This is a genomic window from Pseudomonas sp. Marseille-Q7302, from assembly GCF_965111925.1.
Map to the genome: position 1 here is coordinate 1,157,893 of NZ_CBCOPK010000001.1, position 26,056 is coordinate 1,183,948.

Annotated in this window: 23 protein-coding genes and 1 pseudogene; 15 read left to right on the forward strand and 9 right to left on the reverse strand. The window is 67.0% G+C overall.

What is annotated here, in order from left to right; genetic code table 11:
• Nucleotides 1-53: 53 nt before the first annotated feature.
• Both ACWPW1_RS05450 and ACWPW1_RS05455 read right to left on the reverse strand, forming a co-directional pair.
• Nucleotides 54-572: pseudogene (locus ACWPW1_RS05450) on the reverse strand (MCP four helix bundle domain-containing protein); the annotation flags it as partial.
• A 127-nt stretch (nt 573-699) separates the two neighbouring features.
• Complete coding sequence (locus ACWPW1_RS05455; protein ID WP_271655904.1) at nt 700-1,929, reverse strand: MFS transporter; 1,230 nt, start codon at nt 1,927-1,929, stop codon at nt 700-702.
• 482 nt (nt 1,930-2,411) lie between these two features.
• On the opposite strand from ACWPW1_RS05455, the gene ACWPW1_RS05460 reads away from it, so the two are divergent.
• The 4 genes from ACWPW1_RS05460 to ACWPW1_RS05475 all read left to right on the forward strand — a co-directional run bounded on the left by ACWPW1_RS05460 (nt 2,412) and on the right by ACWPW1_RS05475 (nt 6,218).
• A complete protein-coding gene (locus tag ACWPW1_RS05460) occupies nt 2,412-3,857 on the forward strand; it encodes a cytochrome ubiquinol oxidase subunit I (RefSeq protein WP_059313795.1) in 1,446 nt (481 codons plus the stop codon).
• The gene (cydB, locus tag ACWPW1_RS05465; RefSeq protein ID WP_059313796.1) at nt 3,854-4,876 is read left to right on the forward strand and encodes a cytochrome d ubiquinol oxidase subunit II; all 1,023 of its coding nucleotides are present in this window, start codon (nt 3,854-3,856) and stop codon (nt 4,874-4,876) included. The genes ACWPW1_RS05460 and cydB overlap by 4 nt, the downstream gene beginning before the upstream one ends.
• Complete coding sequence (locus ACWPW1_RS05470) at nt 4,876-5,037, forward strand: DUF2474 domain-containing protein (RefSeq protein ID WP_017640936.1); 162 nt, start codon at nt 4,876-4,878, stop codon at nt 5,035-5,037. Before cydB ends, ACWPW1_RS05470 begins: the two co-directional genes overlap by 1 nt.
• Nucleotides 5,038-5,324: 287 nt before the next feature.
• Complete coding sequence (locus ACWPW1_RS05475; protein WP_454252508.1) at nt 5,325-6,218, forward strand: proline iminopeptidase-family hydrolase; 894 nt, start codon at nt 5,325-5,327, stop codon at nt 6,216-6,218.
• On the opposite strand, the gene ACWPW1_RS05480 is transcribed toward ACWPW1_RS05475, so the two are convergent.
• Together ACWPW1_RS05480 and ACWPW1_RS05485 are read right to left on the reverse strand one after the other, a co-directional pair.
• The gene (locus tag ACWPW1_RS05480; protein ID WP_059313798.1) at nt 6,215-7,591 is read right to left on the reverse strand and encodes a GTPase/DUF3482 domain-containing protein; all 1,377 of its coding nucleotides are present in this window, start codon (nt 7,589-7,591) and stop codon (nt 6,215-6,217) included. The two genes, ACWPW1_RS05475 and ACWPW1_RS05480, sit on opposite strands and share 4 nt — an antisense overlap.
• The gene (locus tag ACWPW1_RS05485) at nt 7,588-8,976 is read right to left on the reverse strand and encodes a DUF2868 domain-containing protein (protein WP_434775900.1); all 1,389 of its coding nucleotides are present in this window, start codon (nt 8,974-8,976) and stop codon (nt 7,588-7,590) included. Before ACWPW1_RS05485 ends, ACWPW1_RS05480 begins: the two co-directional genes overlap by 4 nt.
• A gap of 81 nt (nt 8,977-9,057) precedes the next feature.
• On the opposite strand from ACWPW1_RS05485, the gene ACWPW1_RS05490 reads away from it, so the two are divergent.
• Nucleotides 9,058-9,573 carry a dihydrofolate reductase gene (locus ACWPW1_RS05490; RefSeq protein WP_064308631.1) on the forward strand — a complete coding sequence of 172 codons (516 nt, stop codon included), beginning with the start codon at nt 9,058-9,060 and terminating at the stop codon, nt 9,571-9,573.
• A gap of 125 nt (nt 9,574-9,698) precedes the next feature.
• Nucleotides 9,699-10,604: a hypothetical protein gene (locus ACWPW1_RS05495; RefSeq protein ID WP_454252509.1), complete on the forward strand. Its 906-nt coding sequence runs from the start codon at nt 9,699-9,701 to the stop codon at nt 10,602-10,604.
• Between the two features lie 221 nt (nt 10,605-10,825).
• Here ACWPW1_RS05495 and ACWPW1_RS05500 read toward each other — a convergent pair whose 3' ends face one another.
• The 4 genes from ACWPW1_RS05500 to ACWPW1_RS05515 all read right to left on the reverse strand — a co-directional run bounded on the left by ACWPW1_RS05500 (nt 10,826) and on the right by ACWPW1_RS05515 (nt 14,932).
• Entirely contained in the window at nt 10,826-11,263 is a 438-nt protein-coding gene (locus ACWPW1_RS05500; RefSeq protein ID WP_017640942.1) for a hypothetical protein, read from the reverse strand.
• A gap of 164 nt (nt 11,264-11,427) precedes the next feature.
• A complete protein-coding gene (gene yejK / locus ACWPW1_RS05505; protein ID WP_059313802.1) occupies nt 11,428-12,435 on the reverse strand; it encodes a nucleoid-associated protein YejK in 1,008 nt (335 codons plus the stop codon).
• Between the two features lie 78 nt (nt 12,436-12,513).
• Complete coding sequence (locus ACWPW1_RS05510) at nt 12,514-13,392, reverse strand: GntR family transcriptional regulator (protein WP_434775902.1); 879 nt, start codon at nt 13,390-13,392, stop codon at nt 12,514-12,516.
• Between the two features lie 85 nt (nt 13,393-13,477).
• Nucleotides 13,478-14,932, reverse strand: coding sequence for an amino acid permease (locus ACWPW1_RS05515; protein ID WP_059313804.1), 1,455 nt, complete (start codon nt 14,930-14,932; stop codon nt 13,478-13,480).
• A gap of 249 nt (nt 14,933-15,181) precedes the next feature.
• Between ACWPW1_RS05515 and ACWPW1_RS05520 the strand changes: the two genes are divergently transcribed.
• Together ACWPW1_RS05520 and ACWPW1_RS05525 are read left to right on the forward strand one after the other, a co-directional pair.
• The gene (locus ACWPW1_RS05520) at nt 15,182-16,195 is read left to right on the forward strand and encodes a GlxA family transcriptional regulator (RefSeq protein WP_271654050.1); all 1,014 of its coding nucleotides are present in this window, start codon (nt 15,182-15,184) and stop codon (nt 16,193-16,195) included.
• Nucleotides 16,196-16,369: 174 nt separating this feature from the next.
• On the forward strand, nt 16,370-16,525 hold the full coding sequence (locus ACWPW1_RS05525) for a hypothetical protein (RefSeq protein ID WP_156428930.1): 156 nt from the start codon (nt 16,370-16,372) through the stop codon (nt 16,523-16,525).
• A 219-nt stretch (nt 16,526-16,744) separates the two neighbouring features.
• Here ACWPW1_RS05525 and ACWPW1_RS05530 read toward each other — a convergent pair whose 3' ends face one another.
• Nucleotides 16,745-17,644, reverse strand: a complete 900-nt coding sequence (locus ACWPW1_RS05530; protein WP_434775904.1) for an EamA family transporter — start codon at nt 17,642-17,644, stop codon at nt 16,745-16,747.
• Between the two features lie 97 nt (nt 17,645-17,741).
• On the opposite strand from ACWPW1_RS05530, the gene ACWPW1_RS05535 reads away from it, so the two are divergent.
• The 7 genes from ACWPW1_RS05535 (at nt 17,742) to sbcD (ending at nt 26,023) form a co-directional block, all read left to right on the forward strand.
• Nucleotides 17,742-18,602 carry a LysR family transcriptional regulator gene (locus ACWPW1_RS05535; protein WP_454252510.1) on the forward strand — a complete coding sequence of 287 codons (861 nt, stop codon included), beginning with the start codon at nt 17,742-17,744 and terminating at the stop codon, nt 18,600-18,602.
• A gap of 149 nt (nt 18,603-18,751) precedes the next feature.
• Nucleotides 18,752-20,068 (forward strand): sn-glycerol-3-phosphate ABC transporter substrate-binding protein UgpB, encoded by a 1,317-nt coding sequence (gene ugpB, locus ACWPW1_RS05540; RefSeq protein ID WP_454252511.1) that lies wholly within the window; start codon nt 18,752-18,754, stop codon nt 20,066-20,068.
• Between the two features lie 74 nt (nt 20,069-20,142).
• Nucleotides 20,143-21,030 carry a sn-glycerol-3-phosphate ABC transporter permease UgpA gene (gene ugpA, locus ACWPW1_RS05545; protein WP_434775907.1) on the forward strand — a complete coding sequence of 296 codons (888 nt, stop codon included), beginning with the start codon at nt 20,143-20,145 and terminating at the stop codon, nt 21,028-21,030.
• Nucleotides 21,027-21,872 (forward strand): sn-glycerol-3-phosphate ABC transporter permease UgpE, encoded by an 846-nt coding sequence (ugpE, locus tag ACWPW1_RS05550; protein WP_434775908.1) that lies wholly within the window; start codon nt 21,027-21,029, stop codon nt 21,870-21,872. The genes ugpA and ugpE overlap by 4 nt, the downstream gene beginning before the upstream one ends.
• Before the next feature lie 2 nt (nt 21,873-21,874).
• Entirely contained in the window at nt 21,875-22,960 is a 1,086-nt protein-coding gene (locus ACWPW1_RS05555; protein ID WP_434775909.1) for a sn-glycerol-3-phosphate import ATP-binding protein UgpC, read from the forward strand.
• A 466-nt stretch (nt 22,961-23,426) separates the two neighbouring features.
• Complete coding sequence (locus ACWPW1_RS05560; RefSeq protein WP_434775910.1) at nt 23,427-24,617, forward strand: MFS transporter; 1,191 nt, start codon at nt 23,427-23,429, stop codon at nt 24,615-24,617.
• A 200-nt stretch (nt 24,618-24,817) separates the two neighbouring features.
• Nucleotides 24,818-26,023, forward strand: coding sequence for an exonuclease subunit SbcD (sbcD, locus tag ACWPW1_RS05565; RefSeq protein WP_434776594.1), 1,206 nt, complete (start codon nt 24,818-24,820; stop codon nt 26,021-26,023).
• The last annotated feature ends 33 nt before the right edge of the window (nt 26,024-26,056 follow it).

The window sequence follows — 26,056 nt, forward strand, 5'->3', positions numbered from 1 at the left end:
AAGCCGCCGGCGATGGTGCGGACCTCGCCCAGATGGCCGCTGGCGATGGCTTCCTCGTGATCGATGAGCGCATTGATGCGCTTGAGCCACTCGACGTAGGCCGGCGAGACGCGGTCGAGCAGGAACACCCGGGCGCCTTCGAAATCACCGGCCTGACGCAGCTGCAGCAGGCGATCGGTCAAGGGCAGGGCGATGCCTTCGATCTCCTTGATGGCCGCGAGCAGGCGCTGCTCCTCGGGGGTGGCGCCTTGGCTGGCATAGAGCTGATCCATGGGGGCGGCGGACTGGCTATAGAAGGCCTTGAGGCGGTCGATGTCGGCCAGGCGGTTGGCCAGGGGGGCGGCGTCGTGGATCAGCACCGTATCGCGGATGGCGATGGCACGGTCGTGTACGCTGCCGCGGAAGTTGATGGCATAGCGCTGCTTGACGCTGGCGCCCTGGCTGACGGCGGTCAGGGTGTCGTCGATGACGTTGACGCGCTGGACGCCGACCAGGGTGATCAGCAGCATCAGCACCAGGATGAGGCCGAAGCCCAGACTCAGGCGAGCGGCTATGGAAAGGGGGGTACGCATGGAAACCTCAAGACTCGATCGGTATGTGACATGGATCACATTCTGCGATTAAGGTTTGCGCGATAAATGTTCCCTGGGCCGAACGGTCGTTCAGGGCGGATGAACGACCGTGGCGGCGACGGGCGGCTCAGCTGTCGACGCGTGGCTCGTGCAGGCGATCGCGTTTGGCCAGACCCGGGAACAGCTTCATCCAGGCCCCGGTGATGACCAGGGTGCCGACGCCGCCCAGCACCACGGCGGGCACCGTGCCGAAGAAGTGCGCGGTGACCCCGGACTCGAATTCGCCGAGCTGATTGGAGGCGCCGATGAACAGGCCATTGACCGCGCTGACCCGGCCGCGCATGGCATCCGGGGTCTCCAGCTGGACGAAAGAGCTGCGGATCACCACGCTGACCATGTCGGCGGCACCCAGCACCACCAGGGTGCCCAGCGAGAACCACAGCGAGGTGGATAGCCCGAAGGCGATGGTGGCCACGCCGAACAGCGCCACCGAGCCGAACATGACGCGCCCGACGTGGCGATTCAGGCTGACGTAGGCGAGCAGGAAGGACATGCCCAGGGCGCCCACCGCGGGTGCCGAGCGCAACAGGCCGAGGCCCCAGGGCCCGGTGAGCAGGATGTCGGCGGCGAACACCGGGAGCAGGGCGGTGGCGCCGCCCAGCAGCACGGCGAACAGATCCAGGGAAATGGCGCCGAGCACGTCCGGGCGACTCTTGATGAAGCGGATGCCGGCCAGCAGATTGTCCAGGGTCGGCTTTTCCTTCTGGCTGGGCGTCTGCCGTGCCGGCAGGCTCGACACCAGCAGGATGGCGATGCCATAGAAGAGCACGGCCGGGCCGTAGACCCAGGCGGCGCCCAGGGCATAGAGCAGGCCACCCAAGGCGGGCGCGATGATGGTGGCGCCCTGCATGGCCGAAGCCGCCGCGGCGATGGCGCGGGGAAAGATCGCCGGTGGCACGATGTTGGGCAGCAGCGCCTGGGTGGTCGGCTGCTCGAAGGCGCGGGCGGTGCCCAGGCAGAAGGCCAGGATGAAGATCAGCTCGCGGGTCACCGCCTGGTTCAGGCTGCCCACCAGCAGCACCAGGGCGATCAGGCCCTGGCCGGTCTGGCAGAGGGCCGCGACCCGGCGGCGATCGTAGCGATCGGCGACATGGCCGGTGTGCAGCATGAACAGCACCCGAGGCAGGAACTCCACCAGGCCCACCAGCCCCAGGTCGAGTACGTTGCCGGTGAGGGAATAGAGGTGCCAGCCGATGGCCACGGTCAGCATCTGGAAGCTGCCGGCAGTACAGACGCGGGCGAACCAGAAGGCGACGAAGGGACGATGGTGACGCAGCTGCAGGGTATCGCCGGACATGGCTGGGGCTCGCGGGGGCAGAGGCGGCATCTTAAGCCACCTGGAGACTAATCGTCAGACAACCTGGCGGGGTGGTTCAGGCGTTCGTGAAAAAATGGGCGAGCGATTTTCTGCGGTTCGGTGCTCCGCTGGCGAGGCTAGGCGCCGCGGTGGCTCATGGCAGGGCATGGTGAGAAGTGGCAATGCCGCCGCTGCGGCCGAAAAAGCCCCGCCGCAATGACGCGGTCGACGGCTGAAACAGCGCACCTGGGGTGCGACAGCCTGCCCAGTGCGACATCGAACCGCGTAAGCAAATGTATCCAAGAGGTCTACTCTAAAGCCTGACGTTGATCCACGTCAGTTTCCGGGCACGCCTGATCGGCTAGCCGCGCCACCTTTTTAGCGTCCCGCTAGAACCGCTGGCGATGCCTGGGGCTCGAACCTCGGTCAGCGTCATCTCGACCGGCTGCCCTCGACAGCCGGCGTGCCTGAGAGGAATAGCTATGTTCGGCCTCGAAGCCCTGGATCTCGCCCGGATCCAGTTCGCCTTCACCGTGTCCTTCCACATCGTCTTCCCGGCGCTGTCCATCGGTACCGCGAGCTTTCTCGCCGTGCTCGAAGGGCTCTGGCTGAAGACCGACAACCACGTCTACAAGGATCTGTATCACTTCTGGCTGAAGATCTTCGCGATCTTCTTCGGCATGGGCGTGGTGTCCGGTCTGGTGATGGCCTATGAGTTCGGCACCAACTGGAGCGGTTTCGCCGACTATGCCGGCGCCGTGACCGGTCCGCTGCTGACCTACGAGGTGCTCACCGCCTTCTTCATCGAAGCCGGCTTCCTTGGCGTCATGCTGTTCGGCTGGAATCGCGTGGGCCGCGGCCTGCACTTCTTCTCGACGGTGATGGTGGCCATCGGCACCCTGATGTCGACCTTCTGGATCCTGTCGTCCAACAGCTGGATGCACACCCCGAGCGGCTACGAGATCGTCGACGGGCGCATCGTCCCGGTGGACTGGCTGGCGGTGATCTTCAACCCGTCGTTCCCCTTCCGCTGGGCGCACATGACCATCGCCGCCTACCTGTCGGTGGCCTTCCTGGTCGGCGCCTCGGCGGCCTGGCACCTGCTGCGCGGCAACGACAACCCGGCCGTGCGCAAGATGTTTTCCATGGCCATGTGGATGGCCCTGCTGGTGGCGCCCATCCAGGCCTTCGTCGGTGACGCCCACGGCCTCAACACCCTGGAGCACCAGCCGGCCAAGATCGCCGCGATGGAAGGCCACTGGGAGAATCCCCCCGGCGAGGCGACCCCGCTGATCCTGTTCGGCTGGCCGGACATGGAGCGCGAGGAAACCCGCTTCAAGCTGGAGATCCCGGTACTGGGCAGCCTGATCCTCAAGCACAGCCTCACCGAGCCGATCCCGGCGCTCAAGGACTTCCCCAAGGAAGACCGGCCGCCGGCCTATGTGGTGTTCTGGTCGTTCCGCATCATGGTCGCCCTGGGCATGCTGATGATCGCCGCTGGCCTGTGGAGCGCCTGGCTGCGCTGGCGCGGCAAGCTGTTCGAGACTCGCGGCTTCCTGCGCCTGGTCACCTGCATGGGCCCTGTCGGCCTCATCGCCCTGCTGGCCGGCTGGTTCACCACCGAAGTGGGCCGCCAGCCGTGGATCGTCTACGGCCTGTTGCGCACCAAGGACGGGGTGTCCAACCACAGCGTCACCCAGCTGAGCATCACCCTGGTGGCCTTCGTGGTGGTCTACTTCGCCGTGTTCGGCATCGGCACCCTCTATGCCCTGCGCATGATCGGCAAGGGTCCGCATACCGGTGAAGGCGACCTGCCCACCTCCGGCGGCCCGGGCACCGATCGCCATCCCAAGCGTCCGCTGTCCGGCGCCGATGGCGGCCTGGAAGAAGAAAACCCCACCGACCAGCTGACCGGAGACCGCACATGAACGGCATCCCTGGCATCGACCTCCCGCTGATCTGGGCGATCATCATCATCTTCGGCCTCATGATGTACGTGGTCATGGATGGCTTCGACCTGGGCATCGGCATCCTCTTTCCCTTCGTCAAGGGCAAGGAAGACCGCGACGTCATGATGAACACCGTGGCGCCCATCTGGGACGGCAACGAGACCTGGCTGGTGCTGGGCGGGGCGGGGCTCTATGGCGCCTTCCCGCTGGCCTACTCGGTGATCCTGCCGGCGCTGTACCTGCCGCTGATCTTCATGTTGATCGGCCTGATCTTCCGCGGCGTGGCCTTCGAGTTCCGCTTCAAGGTCCAGGAAGGCAAGGAAGCCCTGTGGGACAAGTCCTTCATCTTCGGCTCGCTGCTGGCCAGCTTCTGCCAGGGCGTGGCCCTGGGTGCCTTCATCGAAGGCTTCCCGGTGGAGAATCGCCAATACGTCGGCGGGCCGCTGGATTGGCTGACGCCCTTCTCGATGTTCTGCGGCCTGGGCGTGATCGTCGCCTATGCTCTCCTGGGCAGCACCTGGCTGATCATGAAGACCGAAGGCCCGCTGCAGGCCACCATGCGCCGCCTGACCAAGCCATTGCTGTTCCTGCTGCTGGCCTTCACCGCGGTGGTGAGCATCTGGACGCCGCTGAGCCAGGCGGCCATCTCCGCCCGCTGGTTCAGCATGCCCAACCTGATCTGGTTCCTGCCGGTGCCGATCCTGGTGGGCGTGGTGACCCTGGCCCTGCTGCGCGCCATCCTGCGCGAGGACTCGCACCATGCGCCCTTCCTGCTCACCCTGGCGCTGATCTTTCTCGGCTACAGTGGCCTGGGCATCAGCCTCTGGCCGAACATCATCCCGCCTGCAGTTTCCATTTGGGAGGCGTCGTCGCCGCCGCAGAGCCAGCTGTTCCTGCTCATCGGCACCCTGTTCATCATTCCCATTACCCTGATGTACACCTTCTGGGGCTACTACGTGTTCCGTGGCAAGGTCCGGACGGGGGAGGGCTATCACTGATGGTCGGCCGCTCGCGCGAACCCAACCCCGCGGACAACAAGCCGCTCTGGCAGCGGCTGGCCTGGATGGCCGGCATCTGGGCTTGCAGCCTGGTAGCGCTCGGTGTGGTGGCCTGGGTGCTGCGGCTGGTGCTGACGGCGGCGGGGCTCAAGTCGCATTGACCCTTCCATGTGTCGGTGGAGGAGGCTGCGCCGTCATCCACCCTACGCAGGGGTTTGTCCTTGCGTAGGAAACTTATCCTGCACACCGGATTACCCCCTCTCCCGCTTGCGGGAGAGGGGGCTGTCTAGCGTCAAGGTATCATCCGCCGTACGAGGACCATCCCGCGCAGGGAATCTGCTGGTTCCGCGAATCAACTCACCCCCCAAACCTACAACTTTTCCCAGTTATCCCCCTGCCACCCGCCCGCTAGCCTGACCCCGTTCCCATCCAGACGAGGAAGGCATCCATGCAGGTTCGAGAAGGCTACGCTGATTTCCAAGGCCACCAGACCTGGTACCGGGTCACCGGCGACCTGGCCAGCGGGCGGTTGCCGCTGGTGGTGGCCCATGGCGGTCCTGGCTGCACCCATGACTATGTCGACAGCTTCAAGGATCTGGCCGAGCACGGCTGGCCTGTGGTGCATTACGACCAATTGGGCAATGGCCGCTCCACCCATCTGCGGGGGATAGATCCGGGATTCTGGACAGTGGCGTTGTTTCTCGACGAATTGAACAACCTGCTGCGCCACCTGGGCATCGCCGAGTACGTGCTGCTTGGCCAGTCCTGGGGCGGGATGCTGGCTGCCGAGCATGGGGTACGCCAGCCAGTAGGGCTGAGGGGACTGATCATCGCCAATTCGCCGGCTTCCATGGCGCTCTGGCGCGCGGCGGCGGCTGGACTGCGGGCTGAGTTGCCAGCCGAGGTGCAGGCCACCCTGGAGCGCCACGAGGCGGCCGGTACCACTGCCTCACCGGAGTACCGCGCCGCCAGCGAGGTCTTCTATGCCCGCCACGTCTGCCGGGTGCAGCCCCTGCCGGCCGAGGTGGCGCGTACCTTCGCCGCCATCGACGCCGACCCCACCGTCTATCACGCCATGAATGGCCCGACCGAATTCCATGTGATCGGCAGTCTCAGGGACTGGAGCGTGATCGAGCGGCTGGAGCGGATCCAGGTGCCGACGCTGCTGATCTCCGGGCGTCACGACGAGGCCACGCCGGCCTGCGTGGAACCCTTCGAGCGGCTCATACCGGACGTGCGCTGGCACATTTTCGAAGACTCCAGCCACATGCCCCATGTGGAAGAGCGCGAGGCCTGCATGGCCTTGGTGGCGGACTTTCTCACCGAGGTGGAGCGTGGCTAGGCGTCCGCGTCCAGGGCCGCGGCGATCTCGTCGATACGGGTCTGGCGGTCGTCGGCTTGCAGGCGCGGACGCGGATTGAGCGCCGACCATTCCGGGTGGGCCCGCGCCACCTGCACGGCGGCGGGCAGCTTGCCCTCGCGCCAGCGCTGCTCGTCAGGCGCGGCCACTTCGATGGCGCCCTGGGCGGCGTGGCCGCGGATTTCCAGCGCCGCCAGCAGCTGACGCTGCCGTAGCGCCAGCAGGCGCAGCACGGCATCGTCGATGGACAGCTCCCGCCCGCCGCGCAACTTGCCGAACAGCCGCCGGCCGTAGTGGCCGCCGGTCTGCGCCAGGCCACCGGCCAGGGCACCCAGCACTGTGGCGGCGCCCAGGGTCAGGCCACCGGCGAGCAGGTCGAGCCCGACCCCCGCCGCGGCGCCGGCCGCCACGCCGCCGCCCAGGCGAATGCCCAGCAGGCGCAGGGTCTCCGGATTGAACAGGTCATCGCCCCAGCGCCCGTCCAGCAGCGGCAGGTCGCTGGCATGGGCATCGCCCGGGCGAAAGCCGAACAACCGCAAGAGTTCTTCCACGCAGCGTTGTTCGCGGCTACGCAGGGCATCGCGCAACTCGGCGGTCGCGGTGCTCACCTCGGCTTCGCCGGGCGCCACGCTGCGCCGCGCGGCGGCGGCGTCCACCAGCAGTTCGGCGATCAGGCGCACGCCCTGCTGATGGCGGCGCCGGGCCTGTTCGGCATGGTCGGCGATCAGCCGTTGCAGCGCTGGGCGGCCGCTTTCCAGCAGGGTCGCCAGGCTTTCGTAGAGACGGGCTTCGCCGTCCGCCGGCGGCGCGACGCTGTCGAACCGCACCAGGGCATGCAGGCCGAGGCGGGCCAGGGTCGCGCGCCAGTCGTCGGCGCGGTGGCCCTCGGCGGCGACGAAATTGAGTACCGGCACCAGCGGCCGGCCGCAGCCGGCCAGCACCGCCAGCTCGTCGCGGTACTTGGCCAGCACCGGCTCGCGGGCGTCGATCACATAGAGACCGGCATCGGAGGCGCGCAACTGGCGGATCACCTTGGCTTCCTGCTCGAAACGCTGGCGAGCTTCCACGCTGTCGAGAAAGCGCTCGAGCAGGGTGGCGGCGTCCAGGCGTTCGCCGGGGCGCTCCAGTTGCTCCAGGTAGTCGCGCAGGGCGATGGCGTCTTCCAGGCCGGGCGTGTCGTAGAGCTCCAGCAGGGCCTCGCCATCCACCGACAGCCGCGCGCCCTCGACGTGACGGGTGGTGCTGGGGCGATGGGAGACCTCGCCGAAGTCGACGTCGCGGGTCAGGGTGCGCAGTAGCGAGGTCTTGCCGACATTGGTGTGGCCAACCAGCGCCAGGCGCAGGGGGCCGCTCATGGATTCGTCTCCAGCCAGGCCAATTCTGTTTGATCGCCCTCGCAGTGTGCCAGACGCAGGGCGTCCAGTGCCTGGCGCCAGTCATCCAGGCGGATGGGATCGAGCTTGCTACCCAGGGGCGCGGGCAGCAGCCAGATGCGGGTCGCCGTGGCGCAGCGCGACAGTTCTGCCAGCAGCGTCAGGGTACCGCGATCCGGTGAGCGGCGGGGATCGCAGGCGATCAGCAGGCGGCGGGCCGGATAGCGGGTCAGCTGTTCGAGCAGGTGGCGCCGCCCTTGACCGTCGTCGAGGACGCCGGCGTCTCGCACGCCCTCGGGCAGCGGCGGCGGCCAGGTATGGTCGCTGAGCTCGATGCCTACCAGCAGCGCCTCGTCGCCGGTGCGGGTGAGACCGCCGGCGTCCTGCTGGGGCAGGTGCGCGGGGGCGGCGTCGTTCACGCCCAGGCGTTCGCTGGTGGGCAGCAGGCGTTCACGCAGTTGCAGATAGCCAGGGCGCTCCACGTCCAGGCGCAGCCGCTGGCGGCCGCGCTGCCAGCGCCACAGGCAGAGCAGGGTCAGCAGCAGGCGTGGCAGCAGGCCATAGACCAGCACCACCCCGAGCAGCCAGCCAGCCCAGGCCTGGCGTGCGGCGGCCAGGGGGCTGGCCGCATCACCACTGGCGGCGATGCTGGCCGGATCGGGCAGGGGAAAACCCAGCAGGTGGGGCAGGGCGCCCAGCACCTGGGTCAGGAACACGAAGGTGTCACTGCCGAGCAGGGTGGTCTCCCAGACGAACAGGTAGCTGCGCCCGGAGAGCAGCGCCAGCAAGGTCGCCAGGGCACTGCCGAGGATCAGTAGCCAGAGGCCATGGACCAGGCCGCCCAAGGCCCAGGGCAGCAGGCGGGCGCGGCCGAGCAGGCCGACCAGTGCCGGCCCCAGGTGCAGGGCCCGGGCATCGCGCGCCAGGCGACCGGATAGCCACAGCCAGAGCCGCGCCAGCGGCGAGGCCAGCTGCCGTCCGCCCCCCAGCAGGCCAAGGGCCCAGACCGCGAGGCTCAGCAGATTGAGACCGAGCAGACTGCCCAGCGCCCAGAACACATTGACCGGGCGACTGCCGTCACCCAGGGCGCCAGCGGCGAGGCCGGCGCCACAGAACAGCGCCACGATGCCGAGCAGCCAGGCGGCCAGCACCGCGCCCTGGCGCCAGCGGCGCCGTGCGGCCAGCAGACCGTCACGCTGGCCGAGCAGCCGGGCGCGGGTCACCAGGCGCGTCTCGAAGGCACCACCGGCCGCTCGTGCCTGGCGATTGGCCTCGGCGTCTTCCAGGGGGCCACTGTCTTCCTCGGTCAGGCGCAGGGCTTCGGTCAGCCAGAGATCTTCGAAGGCGGGAGAAGGGGGTGCGGTCACGCGGGGACGCCCTTGCGGCAAATACGCCGAGGATAGTCCCTGGCGTCCCTGCTGTTAACGCCTCTGTTATGCTCTGTCACCATGAAAACTTCTCTCCCCCTTAGCCTGATCGTTGCCGTAGCTGATAACGGCGTCATCGGCATCGACAATCGTCTCCCCTGGCACCTGCCGGCGGAGCTCAAATATTTCAAGGCCGTGACCCTCGGCAAGCCGTTGGTCATGGGTCGCAAGACCTGGGACTCCCTTGGTCGCCCGCTACCGGGACGGCTGAATCTGGTGGTCTCCCGTCAGACTGATCTGGTGGCCGAAGGTGCCGAGGTCCGCACCTCGCTGGCGGCGGCGGTCGAGCGCGCCGAGGCCTGGGCCCTTGAGCACCAGGCAGCCGAGATCATGCTGATCGGTGGCGCTCAGCTGTTCGCCGACGCCCTGCCCCAGGCGCAGCGCCTCTACCTGACCCGAGTCGCCCTGGCGCCGCAAGGCGATGTCTTCTTTCCCCCATGGCAGGAGAGCGACTGGCAGCTCGTCTCGCGGCAGGAGCATGCGGCCGAGGACGATCGTCCCGCCTATGCCTGCGAGGTCTGGGAGCGGCGGGACTAGCGCCTGCCGCCTGCTGCTTTCCCGCATCGCGTCTCCGGTCCTTGCCCCGGCCTTAAGTAAAACCTAAGACGGGTATGGCATAAAGATGCTGAGGCGGGCCGCCTGGGCGGCCGGAGGGCACGACCATGAGGGCGATCGACAGCCAAACTTCGACGGCAACGACAGGGACTCAGCCTGCCAATCCGAGCGCTACCGGCAATCAGCGTGCACCCGCCGCCGATTCCGCCAGCGCGGGGGGAGCCCCAGCCGGCACCGATGTCGCGGTGGACCTGTCGCCCGCCGCCCAGCTCATTGCCAGGCTGCTGCCGGGCCAGTCGAACGGTAACAGCGATCTCGACAGCTTCATGCAGATCCTCCAGCAACAGATCCGCAGCCAGGGTACCGACGCCGCCGTGCTCGGCGAGATGCCCGAGGGGGCCAGTCCCGACCGTATCCAGTTGGCGAAGCAGGCGGCCAATCACCTGCTGGTAAGCTATTACCATGACGACAGTCGCTATGCCGACGCCTCCACCCAGGATCCCTTCGCCAACCTGGACAGCGACAGCCTGACGCGTATCGCCAGCGACGATTCGGGCACCTTCACTTCGGCTGAACGTCAGCTCGCCTATTTCGAAGGCGCGCAGTGGGGTACCGATGCGGCCAACGTGGCCTTCTCCGGGCTCTCCCCGCAGGGTCAGGGTGCCGCGTCCTGGAACTGGGCTCCCGCCGCCACGGAAGATGCCGGCATCCTCGGTACGCTGAATCCCGGCATGCCGGATTGGCAACCCAATCAGTTGAGCAGCCAGCTCATCGACGGCCTCAGCCCTGGCGGCGTGGCGACCGCTGCCGCTCAGGAAACCGCCCAGCTGTCGGCGCCGACCTTCAACATCAGCACCGGTGCCGATGGTGCACCCCAGTGGACGGTGCTGCCGGCGGACAATCAGGACGCAGGGGCAAACACCGCGCTGGATGGCAGTATCCTCACCCAGATGACCGGCACGACAGCCGCGCCGGCGCTGTCGCTCTATCGCCAGATCGCCGCGTTCGGTTGAGTGGGGCTGTTTTGGGCTCAGGCCTGCCCGTTGGGCTTCGACGATGAAGCCGTCTCAACCCAACCTACGGGATCTTGGTAGGTTGGGCTGAGCGCCAGCGAAGCCCAACATCGTGGCGCTCAGGTCTGGCTGTTGGGTTTCGACGATGAAACCGTCTCAGCCCAACCTACGGGTCGGTAGGTTGGGTTGAGCGCCAGCGAAGCCCAACATCGTGTCGTCGCTCAGATCGCCCGCAGTTTCTTCGCCGGCAGGTAGTCGCGATGGACGCGCTCTTCCACCAGGTACAGCCAGCAGGGGCCTTCCACCTGGGGGAAGAGGCGTACTTCCTGGATGCTGCTGGGCTTGGGTTCGCCATTGCCGACCTGCACCGCCACCGTCTGGCCGAGGCGGAAGCGCGGTACCACGCCGGCGTCCACCACGCTCTGCTCGGCCTTGGTCGCCGGGCGGCCCAGGTATTCGCCCAGGTCCACCGGGCCAGAGGGGCCTTCGGCCACGGTATCCACATGGAAGCTGTAGGCGGTGGCCAGGCCTTCGTCGCCACCGTGGGTCTCACCCTGCTTGATGCGCGACACGGCCTGGTCGAGGGCGGCGTCGAGCGTCAATTCATTGTTCGATTGCAGGGTGATGACGATGCGGCGTTCGAAGGGGTACTGGCTCATGGTTTCGACTTTTTCGGCAGATAAGGAAAAGAAGGGACATCTTGTGCCCCCTTTGGCCGGCCGCTGTCCAGCCGGGGGCGCCCGATCGGTGATCGCGTTTGCAACCCCAGGTGTCCAGGAGGCTCGACGGTCATTCGCCGATGACCGTGCTCGCTGCGCTTAGGTTAGTCATTGCGCCGCTTGAGCTGGTCCTTGAGCTGGCTGGGCACCTCGCGAATGATCAGCAGGTCCTGGCCTTCGTCGTATTCGATACGCGAACCCAGGAGGTGCGCTTCGAAGCTGATCGACAGCCCTTCGGCGCGGCCGGTGAAGCGGCGGAATTGATTGAGGGTGCGCTTGTCCGCCGGGATCTCCGGAGCCAGGCCATAGTCCTTGTTGCGGATGTAGTCGTAGAAGGCACGCGGGGCCTGGTCGTCCATCAGCTCGGAAAGGGCGTCCAGGGCCATGGGCTCGCCGCGCTTGGCCTGGCTGCTGGCGTAGTCCACCAGGGTATCGGTCTTTTCCTTGGCGGCTTCCTCGGGCAGGTCCTCGCTTTCCACGTAGTCACTGAAGGCCTTGAGCAGGGTGCGGGTCTCGCCCTTGGCGTCGACGCCTTCCTGGCAGCCGATGAAGTCGCGGAAGTAGTCCGAGACCTTCTTGCCGCCCTTGCCGCGGATAAAGGAGATGTACTGACGCGACTGCTTGTTGTTGCGCCATTCCGAGAGGTTGATGCGCGCCGCCAGGTGCAGCTGGCCCAGGTCCAGGTGCTTGGCGGGGGCCACCTCCAGGCTCTCGGTGACGGTCACCCCCTCGCTGTGGTGCAGCAGGGCGATGGTCAGGTAGTCGGTCATGCCCTGCTGGTACTGGGCGAACAGCACATGGCCGCCGGTGGAGAGGTTGCTGCTCTCCATGAGGCTCTTGAGGTGCTCCACCGCCTGGCGACTGAAAGCGACGAAATCCTGCTCGCCTTCCAGGTAGGCGGTGAGCCAGCCGCTGAAGGGGTAGGCGCCGGATTCCTCGTGGAACAGGCCCCAGGCCTTGTTGGGCTTGGCGTTGTAGCTGTCGTTGAGATCGGCCAGCAGGTTCTCGATGGCCTGGGAATCGGTAAGGGTGGCGTCCCGCGCGTGCAGGGTCGCGGGCTGGCCGTCGGGCTTCTTGTCGATCAGATGGACGATGGCGTGACGGATCGGCATGGCGGACTCGGGTGACGGGAAAAGTCCACCAGTCTAACGCCCCAGCGTCCTGGCGGGCAGGCCCTTGGCGCCTCAGGCTCAGCTCGCGGGCGCCGTCAGCTTTTCCTGCAGCGCGTTGCCGAGATGCAGGGTCATGAAGGCTGCCGCGTCCTCGCGGCGGCCCTCCAGCAGCAGATCAATCAGCTGCAGATGTTCCTGGCAACGGCGCTGGGCCTGCTGGCGATCCACCGACTTCTGGTACTCGATCAGCCGGCGCAGGCGATTGAGACGGCGCAGCGCATCGAGGATGAAGGCATTGCCCGAGCAGCGGGCGATGGTCTCGTGCAGGCGGGTGTTGGCGTCGAAGATTTCCGCGGGCGAGGCCTCGAACACCCGGCCCGCGGCCAGCAGCGCCTGCTCATCGCGGCAGCGCCGCAATTCACCGGCATCTAGGGTGAAGCCGGCGTCGCGGATGCCGGCGGGTTCGATCAGCAGGCGGAAGGCATAGCTCTGGGCGTAGGCGTCGGGCGAGGTGAGGCCTTCGACGAAACTCCAGCCATAGCCCGGCAGGCGCTCGGCCCAGCCTTCCTGGACGATGCGCCTCAAGATGTCGGCCAGTTGCCCACGGGTGACCTGGTAGCGGCGGATCAGCTCGTTTTCCGTGACCTTCAGCGGCAGTTCGCCCTCGATCCGGTCGCGGGCGATGGTCAGGTACAGGCGCTCGCTGGCGGACACCTCTTCGCGCGCCTGGGGCGTGGCGTCCAGGGCCGCGGCGGCCACGGCGAAGCCGCCTTCGGGATGGCGCGCCAGCAGGGACTGGTCGGCCATCTGCTGCAGGGCGCTGCGCACCGGCGAGCGGGAGACGCGCAGCCGCTCGGCCAGGGTGCGCTCGGGTAGTCGCGTGCCCACCGCCAGCTGGTGCGAGGCGATGTAGGTAAGGATCTCGGGGATCAGTTGGGAGGCGAGGGTGTTGCCCATGGCAGCGCTGGCGAGTCGACCGGAAAGGTCAGGATGCTAGCACGGGACCCGCCGGGCGCAGCCGGCAGGTCCCGCTGGCGGTCGCTCAGTCCCCGCTCGGACTGACGTCCATGTCCTTGAGCTTAACCAGGCGGCTGCGGTGCTTGAAGCGGTAGCCCAGCCAGACGGCGAGAAACAGCGGCAGGCTGATGTAGGTGGCGGCCAGGCCTAGCCAGTCGACGCCGTTCGGCCCGAACAGGGCGGCATAGTTCTGCCCCAGGGTGATCACCAGGCAGAGGGCGAAGGCCAGCAGCGGCCCGAAGGGGAACAGCTTGGCGCGGTAGGGCAGATCTTCCAGGCGGCGACCCTGGGCCAGGTAGCCCTGGCGGAAGCGATAGTGGGAGACGGCGATGCCCAGCCAGGCGATGAAGCCGCACATGCCCGAGGTGTTGAGCAACCAGCCATAGAGGGCCTTGTCGCCGACCAGGGAGGTAAAGAAGCACAGGGCGCCCACCGCGGTGGTGGCCAGCAGGGCATTGCGCGGCACGCCATTGCGCGAGACGCGGGCGAACAGCCGCGGCGCCTTGCCCTGTTCGGCCAGGCTGTGCAGCATCCGGGTCGAGGCGTACATGCCCGAGGTGCCGGCGGAGAGCACCGCCGAGAGGATCACCGCGTTCATCAGGCTGGCGGCGAAGGCCAGGCCGGCGCGCTCGAACAGCAGGGTGAACGGCGAGACGGAAACATCGGTGGCATCGTTCTGCAAGAGGCGCGGATCGGTGTAGGGAATCAGCATGCCGATGACGAAGATCGCTAGCACATAGAACATCAGGATGCGCCAGAACACCTGGCGGATGGCGATGGGCACGTTCTTGCGCGGATTCTCCGATTCACCGGCGGCGATGCCGATCAGCTCGGTGCCCTGGAAGGAGAAGCCGGCGATCATGGCCACCCCGACCATGGCCTGCAGGCCGCCGACGAAGGGCGCCTCGCCCTGGGTGAACACGGAAAGCCCCGGCGGTTCGATGCCGCTGAAGATGCCGAGGATGGCAGCCAGGCCCAGGCCGATGAAGACCACCACGGTGGCCACCTTGATCAGCGCGAACCAGAATTCGCTCTCGCCGAAGCCGCGTACCGACACCGCATTGAGCAGGAACATCAGTGCGAGGAACAGCGCGCTCCAGATGAGCCCCGGCACCTCGGGAAACCAGAAGCCCATCACCAACTGCGCCGCCACCAGTTCGGCGGCGATGGTCACCGCCCAGTTGTACCAGTAGTTCCAGCCTAGGGCGAAGCCGAAGCCGTCCTCGACGAAGCGACTGCCGTAGATGGAGAAGGAACCCGACACCGGCTGGTAGGCGGCCATTTCGCCGAGGCTGGTCATGAGGAAGTAGACCATCAAACCGATCAGCGCATAGGCCGCCAGGGCGCCGCCGGGACCAGCGGTGGCCACGGTGGCGCCTGAGGCGACGAACAGCCCGGTGCCGATGGAGCCGCCGATGGCGATCATGTTGAGGTGACGGGGCTTGAGCCGGCGCTGCAGACTCGGAGAGGCGGTGGACATGGAATTTCCAGCTGGCAGTTGAAGGGGCCGGACGTTGGCTCTGGCGGCCATTCTCGGTCATGGGGTGCAGGGCGGTGCACCCACCGCCTGCGGCGACCTGCACGGGCAGGTGGCAAAAAAGCGGCGAAGCTTAGCAGGCTAAGGGCGTCAGGTGGGATGGCGGTCGTCGGTGCGAAGCTGTCGCAGTCCGATCATCGCCAGGCTGAGCTTCGGCTAGCATGAGCCCAAGGTCGGAGAAGGCAGCACAGCGTGATCGATTCAAGAACCTTTGGTAGCGGTATCCAGGGCAAGAACTACCTGCAGCTACAGTCGACGCGGCCGCGGCCGGAGTTTTCCCGGCTGGTGGGGTTCATCCTGCTCGACCATTTCTCCCTGCCGTCCTTTACCCAGGCGCTGGATACCCTGGTCACTGCAAACCTGCTCGCCGCCGGCACCTTCGCTACCCAGACCTACAGCCCGACCGGCGCCGAGGTGCTCAGCGACCTGGGCATCGTCATCCGCCCGGATGGCGACTACCGCGCCGCGGAGAATGCCCGCTTCGATCTGCTGGTGGTTTGTGGCGGGCTGCGAACGCCCCTGGAGCTGGATCCGCGACTCAAGGCGCTGCTGGTGCGCGCGGCCAAGCAGCAGGTGACCCTCTGTGGCCTGTGGAACGGCGCCTGGCAACTGGGCCAGGCCGGGATGCTGGACGGCTATCGCTGCGCCATCCATCCCGAGCACCGCAGCGCCTTCAGCGAGCGGGTGCGTGGCTGCAAGACCTCGGCGGAAAGCCATGTACTGGATCGCGACCGGCTGACCGCCGCCAGCCCCAGTGGCGCCTTCCACCTGTTCCTCGAATGGATCGGTGCCCAGTGCGGGAGCGCCCTGGCCGATGGCCTGGTCAATATCCTGGCCTTCGAGGAATCGCGCTTCCGCCAGGTCAATCCCACCCTCAAGGTGCAGATGACGCCGCCGCTGCGCGAGGTGGTGACCCTGATGGAAGCCAACATCGAGGAGCCCCTGACCATCGAGCAGCTGTGCGACTACGCCGGCCGCTCGCGGCGTCAGGTCGAGCGGCTGTTCCGCGAGCAGCTCGACACCGCGCCCATGCGCTACTACCTGGAACTGCGCATCACCGAGGGCCGTCGCCTGCTGCAGCATTCCAGGCTGTCGGTACTGGAGGTGGCGGTCGCCTGCGGCTTCACCTCGGTCACGCACTTCAGCAAGAGATATTCGGCCTACTTCGGCTATCCGCCCTCCAAGGAACGGCGACTCAAGTACTAGGCACGTCGTACGGGCGGCGACAATCCTTGCGGCAAAGGACCTGAATGGTCGGGCCTCTTCGTCGCGCACGGTGAACGGCCGCGCGCGGTCAGGATCGAATCATCACCCCGGTGCAACACTGCCCGCATGATGCGTCGATGGGTGTCCGAATGACTTTCAAGCCAAGGAAATCCCATGACCGATCCCCGTAACGTCGCCCACGACAAGAAAGTGCAACAAGAGAAGAAGCATCATGGCGAGGACATCGCGCCCGATGCCGAGCACGCGCCACAACCAGGCAAGAAGCCTGCGCTCAAGGATGACGACGACCAAGCCGACGACAAGGCCTGATCCGGCGCGCGCCTCGCGATGAACGAGGCGCGTGGTGATGCTGACGGCTGTCAGCATCACGCTTTCCAGTCACAGCTTCTGCCCCGTGCCTGCCCAGGGTGGAAGCAAGGTCTGGGCCGGCATGAAGGGTCATACTGGCTTGCAAAGGCCCTGCTGATGCACCCTGAGCTGTCTTTATAGGTGGAGAAGGGTGACGCCGCATACGGCGCGGCGATGCCGTCATCTGTCTATTGCAGGCTCCAGTCGGCCAGTGCGCTCCGCCGCATTCAAACAGAGCAACCCCGCCAGGGCGAACAGCAGGCCGAGCAGCATGCCCGGCGCCAGGGGCTCGTCGAAGCAGGCCCAGGCCCACAGCAAGGCTACCGGCGGACTGAGGTAGAGGGCGCCGCTCACTGCCTGGGGGCTGCCCTGGCGCAGGCATAGCCAGTAGAGGCCGAAGCCGAGCAGGGTAGGGATCAACAGCCAGAGTACCGCCAGCGCGAAGCCGAGGGTCAGCGGAGGTGTCAGGGGACCTTCCACCCCAGCCACTCCCAGCATTACCAGGCTGCTGGCCGCGAGCTGGATGAACAGCTGGGTCCGCAGGGCCAGGCGACTGGGGGGCAGGCGACTCTGTACCAGGGTCGCCAGGGCCAGCGCCAGGGCGCCGCCTAGTGGCAGGGCATAGGCCCAGCGCGGTGCCACGCCCAAACCCAGTCCTGCCCCGGTGGCGAGCAACACCCCCGCCAGCCCCAAGCCCAGTCCGAGCCACTGGCGTCCATTGGTGCGCTGGCCAGGCAGCAGGCAGCAACCCAGAGCCACCAGCAGCGGCGAAAGATCCGAAAGCAGCGCCGCCAGCCCAGGCGAGACGCCCAGTTCGATGGCCTTGGCCGCTGGCGCCGCCGCGCCGGCGAAAGCGAGCACTCCAATGACCGCCTGCTGGCCGATGACTTTCAGCGGCAGGCGCCGCACGTCGGCCCAGGCGAAGGGCAGCAGCAGCGCGGCGGCCAGCAGCAGACGCCAGAAAGTCACCAGCAGGGTAGGGGCCTGGTCCGCGGCATAGCGATAGCCGACGAAGCCAGCGCTCCAGCACAGTACCAGGGCGAATTGACGTAGCAGAGGGGAAGAAAGGGCGCGGGTCATGGCCAGGCTCCTGGGGACGGGATGCCTTGAGCCTGGGCCAGACTGGTAATACACTCAAACGACATTAACAGCAGATATGATTCGATAAAGGTGCATCATGCCGGCTCCCCTCGACATCGACGTCCTGCGTACCTTCCACACCATCGTCCGGTTGGGGCAGTTCCGCGCCGCCTCGCTGCAGCTCAACCGCAGCCCCTCGGCGGTGAGCAGCCAGATTCGTCGGTTGGAAGAGCAGACCGGCGGCCGGCTGTTCGAGCGCGACAACCAGGCCGTGACCCTGACCCCGCTCGGGCGCCGCGTGCTGCTGGAGACCGCCGACCTGCTGCAGGCCCACGACCGTATCCTCGCGGGTCTCACCGGTCAGCCAGTGGTGGGCGAGGTGCGCCTGGGCGTGGCCGAAGACTATGCGGCCCGCTTGCTCAAGGCGGTGCTGCCGCGGTTGCAGGGCGAGCACCCGGGAATCGTGCTGGAGGTGCTGACCGGCAACAGCAGCCAACTCCGCCGCTGGCTCGGCCAGGGACTGCTGGACCTGGCGCTGCTGGTCGGGCCGCCCCGCAGCGACCGGGCGGACGGCCAGATGTTCGCCCACACCCAGCCGGTGTGGGTCGCCGGCCCAGGGCTGCATCCGAGTCCGGATGTCAGCGTGCCGCTGGCCTTGCACGGCGAAGGTTGTAGCTATCGCGAACTGGGCATTGACCTGCTGACCGGCCAGGGTCGTCGCTGGCACGCGGTGGTGACCAGCGCCGCCTCTTCAGCGCTGGAGGCCGCGGTCGAACTGGGTCAGGCGGTGGCCATCACCGACCAGGCGCGCATGACCCCGCCGATGCGCGAATTGTCGCCGGAAGAAGGCTTCCCCAGGCTGCCGGTGCACGAATTGCGCTTGGCCTCGCCACCGGGCGAACGCAGCCCCGCCTGCGCTCACCTGGCCGGGCTGATCGCCGAGGATTTTCGGATCTGAACCCCTCTGTATCAGGCGTTTCCTTGCGATTCGGCTAGTGCCTCCGCTGTAGCCTTGCTGTCATCTTGCCCTGGCATGTTGCCTTGCGAACGAGGGGAGGCGTGATTTCGCGCTTCCTGCTTCTAAACCATCGGCAAGGGCGCACAGACATGCAGGCTTCGCTTCGCGGTATGACGTTGGGATTGGTTCTCGGGCTGATGAGCAGCGGTCAGGCACTGGCGGCGACGCCCATTCCCTTTTGGCATTCGATGGATGCGGAGCTCGGCAAGGAAGTCGATTCCCTGGCCCAGCGATTCAACCAGGCGCACCCGGAGTTCCAGGTGCAGCCGGTGTACAAGGGCAACTACGAGCAGAACCTGGCCGCCGGGATCGCCGCCTTCCGTACCGGCAAGCCACCGGCCCTCCTGCAGGTCTACGAGGTGGGCACGGCGACCATGATGGCGTCCAACGCCATCGAGCCGGTCTACCAGGTGTTCAAGGATGCCGGCCTGGCCTTCGACGAGTCGCGCTTCGTGCCTACCGTCGCCAGCTACTACAGCGATGGCAAGACCGGGCAGCTGCTGTCGCAGCCCTTCAACAGCTCGACGCCGGTGCTCTACTACAACAAGGACGCCTTCACGAAGGCCGGCCTCGACCCGCAGTCGCCGCCCAGGACCTGGCAGGAGCTGGCAGAGGACAGCGCCAAATTGCGCGCCGCCGGCATGAAATGCGGCTACACCAGTGGCTGGCAGAGCTGGGTCCAGTTGGAAAACTTCAGTGCCTGGAACGGCTTGCCGTTCGCCAGCCGCGACAACGGCTACCTGGGTACCGACGCCGTGCTGGAATTCAACAAGGCGTCCCAGGTCAAGCACATCGCCCTGTTGCAGGAGATGGGCAAGAAGGGTGATTTCACCTATGTCGGGCGCAAGGACGAACCCACCGAGAAGTTCTACAACGGTGACTGCGGCCTGCTCACCACCTCGTCCGGCTCCCTGGCCAACATTCGCCACTATGCCAAGTTCGATTTCGGCGTGGCCGTGATGCCCTACGACGGCGACCTCAAGGGCGCGCCGCAGAACGCCATCATCGGTGGGGCCAGCCTCTGGGTGTTCAAGGGCCAGGACGCGGCGGTGAAGCGCGGCGTGGCCGAATTTCTCGCCTTCCTGGCGCAGCCGGAGATCGCGGCCGAGTGGCACCAGCAGACCGGCTACCTGCCGATCACCAAGGCGGCCTACGACCTGACCCGCGAGCAGGGCTTCTACACCAAGAACCCGGGGGCCGACATCGCCACCCGGCAGATGCTGAACAAGCCGCCACTGGCCTTCACCAAGGGCCTGCGTCTGGGCAACATGCCGCAGATCCGCGCGGTGATCGATGAGGAGCTGGAAGGCGTCTGGACCGGCAAGCAGGCCCCGCAGCAGGCGCTGGACGCCGCCGTGCAACGGGGCAATGCCCTGTTGCGTCGCTTCGAGAAGTCCAGCCAGTAAGGCTGATGTCTGCCCCGGCGCCGGCATGCTTCCTGCCGGCGCCGGCCCTTCTTCTCACAACGACTTTCCTGCCCATGTCCACATCGCGTCAGGTCTTTCCCTCCGGCTGGCTGCCCTATGCGCTGCTCGCGCCGCAGCTGGCAATCACCGCCGTGTTCTTTCTCTGGCCGGCCGGCAAGACGCTCTGGTATTCGCTGCAGAGCCTCGACCCCTTCGGGCTATCCAGCCAGTTCGTCGGCCTGGACAACTTCAGCCAGCTGTTCCATGACCCGCTGTACCTGGCCTCCTTCTGGACCACCCTGAAGTTCAGCGCCCTGGTGACCGGCTGCGGCCTGCTGGTCTCCCTGGTCTTCGCCGCCCTGGTCGATCTGGTGGTACGGGGTAGCCGGCTGTACCAGACCCTGCTGTTGCTGCCCTATGCGGTGGCTCCGGCCATCGCCGCGGTGCTGTGGATCTTCCTATTCAACCCCGGCCTTGGCCTGCTCACCCTGCTGCTGGAGCACTACGGCTACGCCTGGAACCACGCCCAGAATGCCGGCCAGGCGATGTTCCTAGTAGTGCTCGCCTCGGTGTGGAAGCAGATCAGCTACAACTTCCTGTTCTTCTTCGCCGCGCTGCAATCCATTCCACGCTCGCTGGTGGAAGCCGCCGCCATCGATGGGGCCGGGCCGTTGCGCCGCTTCCTGCAGCTGTCCCTGCCGCTGATCGCGCCGGTGAGCTTCTTTCTGCTGGTGGTCAACCTGGTCTATGCCTTCTTCGACACCTTTCCGGTGATCGATGCGGCCACCAACGGCGGGCCGGTGCAGGCCACCACCACCCTGATCTACAAGATCTATCGCGAGGGCTTCACCGGTCTCGACCTCTCGGCCTCCGCCGCCCAGTCGGTGGTGCTGATGCTGCTGGTCATCGTGCTCACGGTGCTGCAGTTCCGCTATGTCGAACGCCGGGTACGCTATCAATGATCGAGAATCGCCGTGGGCTGACGCTGCTGTGCCACCTGATGCTGGTGCTGGGCATCGCCGTCATCCTCTTTCCGCTCTATGTGGCCTTCGTCGCCGCCACCCTCGACGACCAAGCGGTGTTCGCCACGCCCATGACGCTGGTGCCGGGTCGCCACCTCTGGGACAACCTCAGCCTGATCTGGACCCAGGGCGTAGGCAATAGCACGGCGCCTTTCTGGCTGCTGCTGTTCAACAGCTTCCTGATGGCGCTGGGCATCACCCTGGGCAAGCTGTCGGTGTCCATCCTCTCGGCCTTCGCCATCGTCTGGTTCCGCTTTCCACTGCGCAACCTGGCCTTCTGGCTGATCTTCATCACCCTGATGCTGCCGGTGGAGGTGCGCATCTTTCCCACCGTGGACACCCTCGGCCAATTGGGCCTGGTGGACAGCTACGCCGGCCTGACCCTGCCGCTGATGGCCTCGGCCACCGCCACCTTCCTGTTCCGCCAGTTCTTCCTGACCCTGCCGGATGAATTGCTGGAGGCCGCGCGCATCGATGGCGCCTCGGCCCTGCGCTTCTTTCGCGACATCGTGCTGCCGCTGTCACGGACCAACCTGGCGGCGCTGTTCGTCATCACCTTCATCTATGGCTGGAACCAGTACCTCTGGCCGCTGCTGATCGTCAGCAACCCCGACCTCGGCACGGCCGTGGCGGGCATCCGCAGCATGCTCTCGCTCGGCGAGCGGGCGCCGCAGTGGAATCAGGTGATGGCGGCCATGCTGCTCACCCTGATCCCGCCAGTGACGGTGGTGCTGGTCATGCAACGCGCCTTCGTGCGCGGTCTGGTGGATAGCGAAAAGTAACCATGGCAAAACTCGAGCTAAGAGCCGTTTCCAAGAGCTGGAACGGTGGCAAGACCCAGGTCATCCAGCCCCTCGACCTGGAGGTGGCGGACGGCGAGTTCATCGTGCTGGTGGGCCCCTCGGGCTGCGGCAAGTCCACCCTGCTGCGACTGGTGGCCGGCCTGGAACGGGTCAGTGCCGGCAGCATCCATATCGGCGGAACCGACGTGACCGCGCTTGAACCCAAGGCGCGCGGCATCGCCATGGTGTTCCAGAACTATGCCCTCTATCCGCACATGAGCGTGGCCGAGAACCTGGCCTGGGGCCTGAAGATCGCCGGTCTCGGCCGCGCCGAGATCGCCAGCCGGGTCAAGGAGGCGGCGCGCATCCTGGAACTCGACAAGCTGCTCGAACGCCGGCCGCGGGAGCTGTCCGGTGGGCAGCGACAGCGGGTAGCGATGGGCCGCGCCATGGTGCGCGATCCGGCGGTGTTCCTGTTCGACGAGCCGCTGTCCAACCTGGACGCCAAGCTACGCGTGCAGATGCGCCTGGAGCTGCAGCAGCTGCACCAGCGCCTCAATACCACCAGCCTCTATGTGACCCATGACCAGGTGGAGGCCATGACCCTGGCCCAGCGGGTGGTGGTCATGCAGGGTGGGGTGGTCGAGCAGCTCGGTACGCCAGTGGAGGTCTATGAGCGCCCGGCGACGCGCTTCGTCGCCAGCTTCATCGGCAGTCCGGCGATGAACCTGCTGGACGGCCAGGTGAACGCCGCCGGCAGCCACTGCGAATTGCCGGGTGGCCTGGGGCTACCCCTGGGTCCGGGCTATCGCCATCTGGCCGGGCGCTCGATCAGCCTGGGCATCCGGCCCGAACATCTGCAGCCCTGCGGCGATCCGGGGCAGGGGCTGCCACTGGTGGTCCGCACGCTGGAGATCCTTGGCGCCGACAACCTGGCCCATGGCCGCTGGGGCGACCAGCCGCTGGTCGTGCGCCTGCCCCATCAGCAACGCCCGGCGCCGGGTAGCCTGCTGCAGTTGCGCGTGCCGGAAGAGCACCTGCATCTGTTCGATGCCGACTCCGGGCAGCGCCTCGACCCCCAGGGTTGAACAGGCTCCGGCGAGGACGTGGCAGGGTTCCCCTCCGACGCCCTTGAGGAGCATAAGGCGCTCCTTGCCACCTTGACCTCGCCGACCCAAGGGCAACCTTCCGCTGTGGTATCTGCCTGTCTTGACCAACGGATCGGCCGCTGCAGTGGCGTCGTCGTGATGATGAAATCGGCCTGTTGCACGGCGACATTCCCTTCGTCAGACCGCGCGACCCGGTGCGGAGCCAGACGCCGCCTCGTTGACCGAGCGGCGTCGCAGCCACTAAGGTGCCCGCCTTGCCGCCCGCCCTGGCGCTGGTCGACCGCGACCCGCCGCAGGGGCAGGGCACCGCTCGAACGCGCCGGCGAGCCCCTGTGGCGGGCCCGCGCGCTCGTCCACCACGGCAGGTCCAGAGGGCCTCGTCGTCGCCTCCGGGGCTGGCCCCGTACCGCCTGTCTCGCCTCTCTGCCGGAATGCTTTCCTCGCCATGAATGCCCCACCCGCCATCCCTCGTCTCGTCTATCTGCTGGCCCTCACCATCTTCGCGCTGACCACCGCCGAATTCATGGTGGCTGGCATGATGCCGGCGCTAGCCACTGATCTCGGCGTTTCCATCGGCCAGATCGGCTATCTGATCTCCTGGTACGCCCTGGGCATGGCCCTGGGTGGTCCCCCGCTGACCCTGCTGCTGCTGGCGTTGCGGCTGGCGGAAAAGTCGGCGCTGCTGTGGCTGCTGTCGCTCTATCTGATCGGTGCCGTGGTGGCCGCGCTGGCCACCAGTTATCCGGTGATGGCGGCGGGTCGAGTGCTCATGGGGGTCGCCAGCTCCGCCAGCATCGGCCTGTGCCTGACCCTGGGTGCCTCCCTGGTCACACCGGACCGCCGCGGACGGGCGGCCTCGCTGGTGCTGTCCGGCCTCATGCTGGCGCCCGTCTTCGGTGTGCCGGGTACGGTAGTGATCGAGCAACAGGCCGGCTGGCGGGCCAGCTTCTGGGCGGTCGCGCTACTGGCAGCCTGCTGCACCCTACTGGTCGGCTGGTGCGTGCCTCGTGCACCGGCCCACGCCGTCGGGCAGCTGGGCCGGGAACTCCGTACCCTGCTCAGTGCCAGGCTTTGGGCCGCCTACGTGACCAGTGGCCTGATCATCGGCGCGACCTTCGCGGGGTTCAGTTATTTCTCACCCATCCTCATCAAGGTGACCGGGTTCGCGCCCACCACCATTCCCTGGTTGCTGATGGGCTATGGCATCGCCAATGTGCTGGGCAATCTACTGGTAGGTCGCTTGGCCGATCGTCACACCCTGAAGGTCCAGGGCGTTGGCCTGGCCGTGCTGGCTCTGGGTTTCGCCCTGTTCGCTCACGGCGCCGAACAGCCGGCTGTCAGCCTGGTGGCCCTGGCGCTCATCGGCGTGACCGGGGTGGCGCTCAATCCGGCGATGGTCGCCCGGGTAATGGCTGCGGCGACGCCAGGGCCCCTGGTCAACACCCTGCATACCTCGGTGATCACGGCGGGACTGGCGGTGGGAGCCTGGGCGGGCGGTGCTGCCATCGACGCCGGCCAGGGCCTGCAAGCCCCGCTGTGGGTCGGTCTGGTGATGGCGGTGCTGGGTCTGCTCAGTCTGGCCCCGCTGGCCGTGAGGCGGAGTCGTCTCACGGCCAGCCAGCCGTGCGAAGGATGACAGACCGGTCCGCTGCCGATCGCTCGCTAGCGGGTCGTGGCGCTCGGTATTTCCCTCCCTGCGGTGGGAGGAGGATACTGCGCCCTTTGCCGCGTTGACCTCGCCTGCCCATGGAAAACCTCCCGTTGTTCGATCTGCCCGCCGCCTCCGCGGAAAAAACCAATTCCAAGCGCTCGCGCAAGGCCACCGCCCGTGGCGGCCTGCGCCTGCTGCACACCTCCGACTGGCACCTGGGGCAGCACTTTCTCGGCCGCACCCGCGAGGCCGAGCATCGCGCCTTTCTTGCCTGGCTGGTGGCTCAGGTGGAGGAGCAGGCGGTGGACGTGGTGCTGGTGGCAGGGGACATCTTCGATACCGCCACCCCACCGAGCTATGCCCGCGAGTTGTACAACGGCTTCATCGTCGCCCTGCGTGGCACCGGCGCCAGCCTGGTGGTGCTCGGCGGCAACCATGATTCGGCCGCGGTGCTGGCCGAGTCCCGCGAATTGCTGGCCTGCCTGGACACCCGGGTGATCCCCTGTGTCAGCGAGACGCCGGCGGATCAACTGCTGGAATTGCGTCGCCGTGATGGCGAAATCGGCGCGCTGCTCTGTGGCATTCCCTTCGTCCGGCCGCGTGACGTGGTGCAGAGCCAGGCCGGGCAGAGCGCCGATGAAAAGCGCCAGGTGCTGCAACAGGCCATCCAGGGGCACTATGCCGAACTCCATGGCCTGGCCGAGGCACGTCGCGCCGAGCTGGGCGTCGCCCTGCCGATCATTGCCACCGGTCACCTGACCACCGTGGGTGCCAGCGCCAGCGAGTCGGTTCGGGAGATCTACGTTGGCAGCCTCGATGCCTTTCCCACCAGCGCCTTTCCGCCGGCGGACTACATCGCTCTCGGCCACATCCACCGGCCCCAGCGGGTCGGAGGGCTGGAGCAGGTGCGCTACAGTGGTTCGCCCCTCTGCCTGAGCTTCGACGAAGAGCGCGCCAAGGAGGTCCTGCTGGTGCAGTTCGGCGCGGGTCTGGAGCAGGTCACGCCGCTGGCCGTACCCTGTTTCCAGCCCCTGGCGGTGGTGCAGGGCAATCTGGATACCCTGGGCGCGGCCCTGGCTCAGGCGGCCGCCGACGGCAGTCCCGAGTGTCCGGTGTGGGTCGAGGTGGTGGTGGCCGGTGACGACTACCTGGCCGATCTGCAGCCACGCATCACGGCCCTGGTAGCCGAGTTGCCGCTGGAGGTGCTACGCGTCCGCCGGGCACGTAGCACGGTGGCGCCGACCCTGCAGGGCGTCCAGCGCGAGACGCTGGATGAACTCAGCCCGTTGGACGTCTTCAGCCAGCGCCTGGCCGAGGAGACCCTCGACGACGAGCTGCGCACCCGGCTGGAAGGCCTTTACCGCGAGGTTCTTGGCGAGTTGCCGACCTGATCGCAGCGAGACGCGTCCATCGGGCCGATTTTC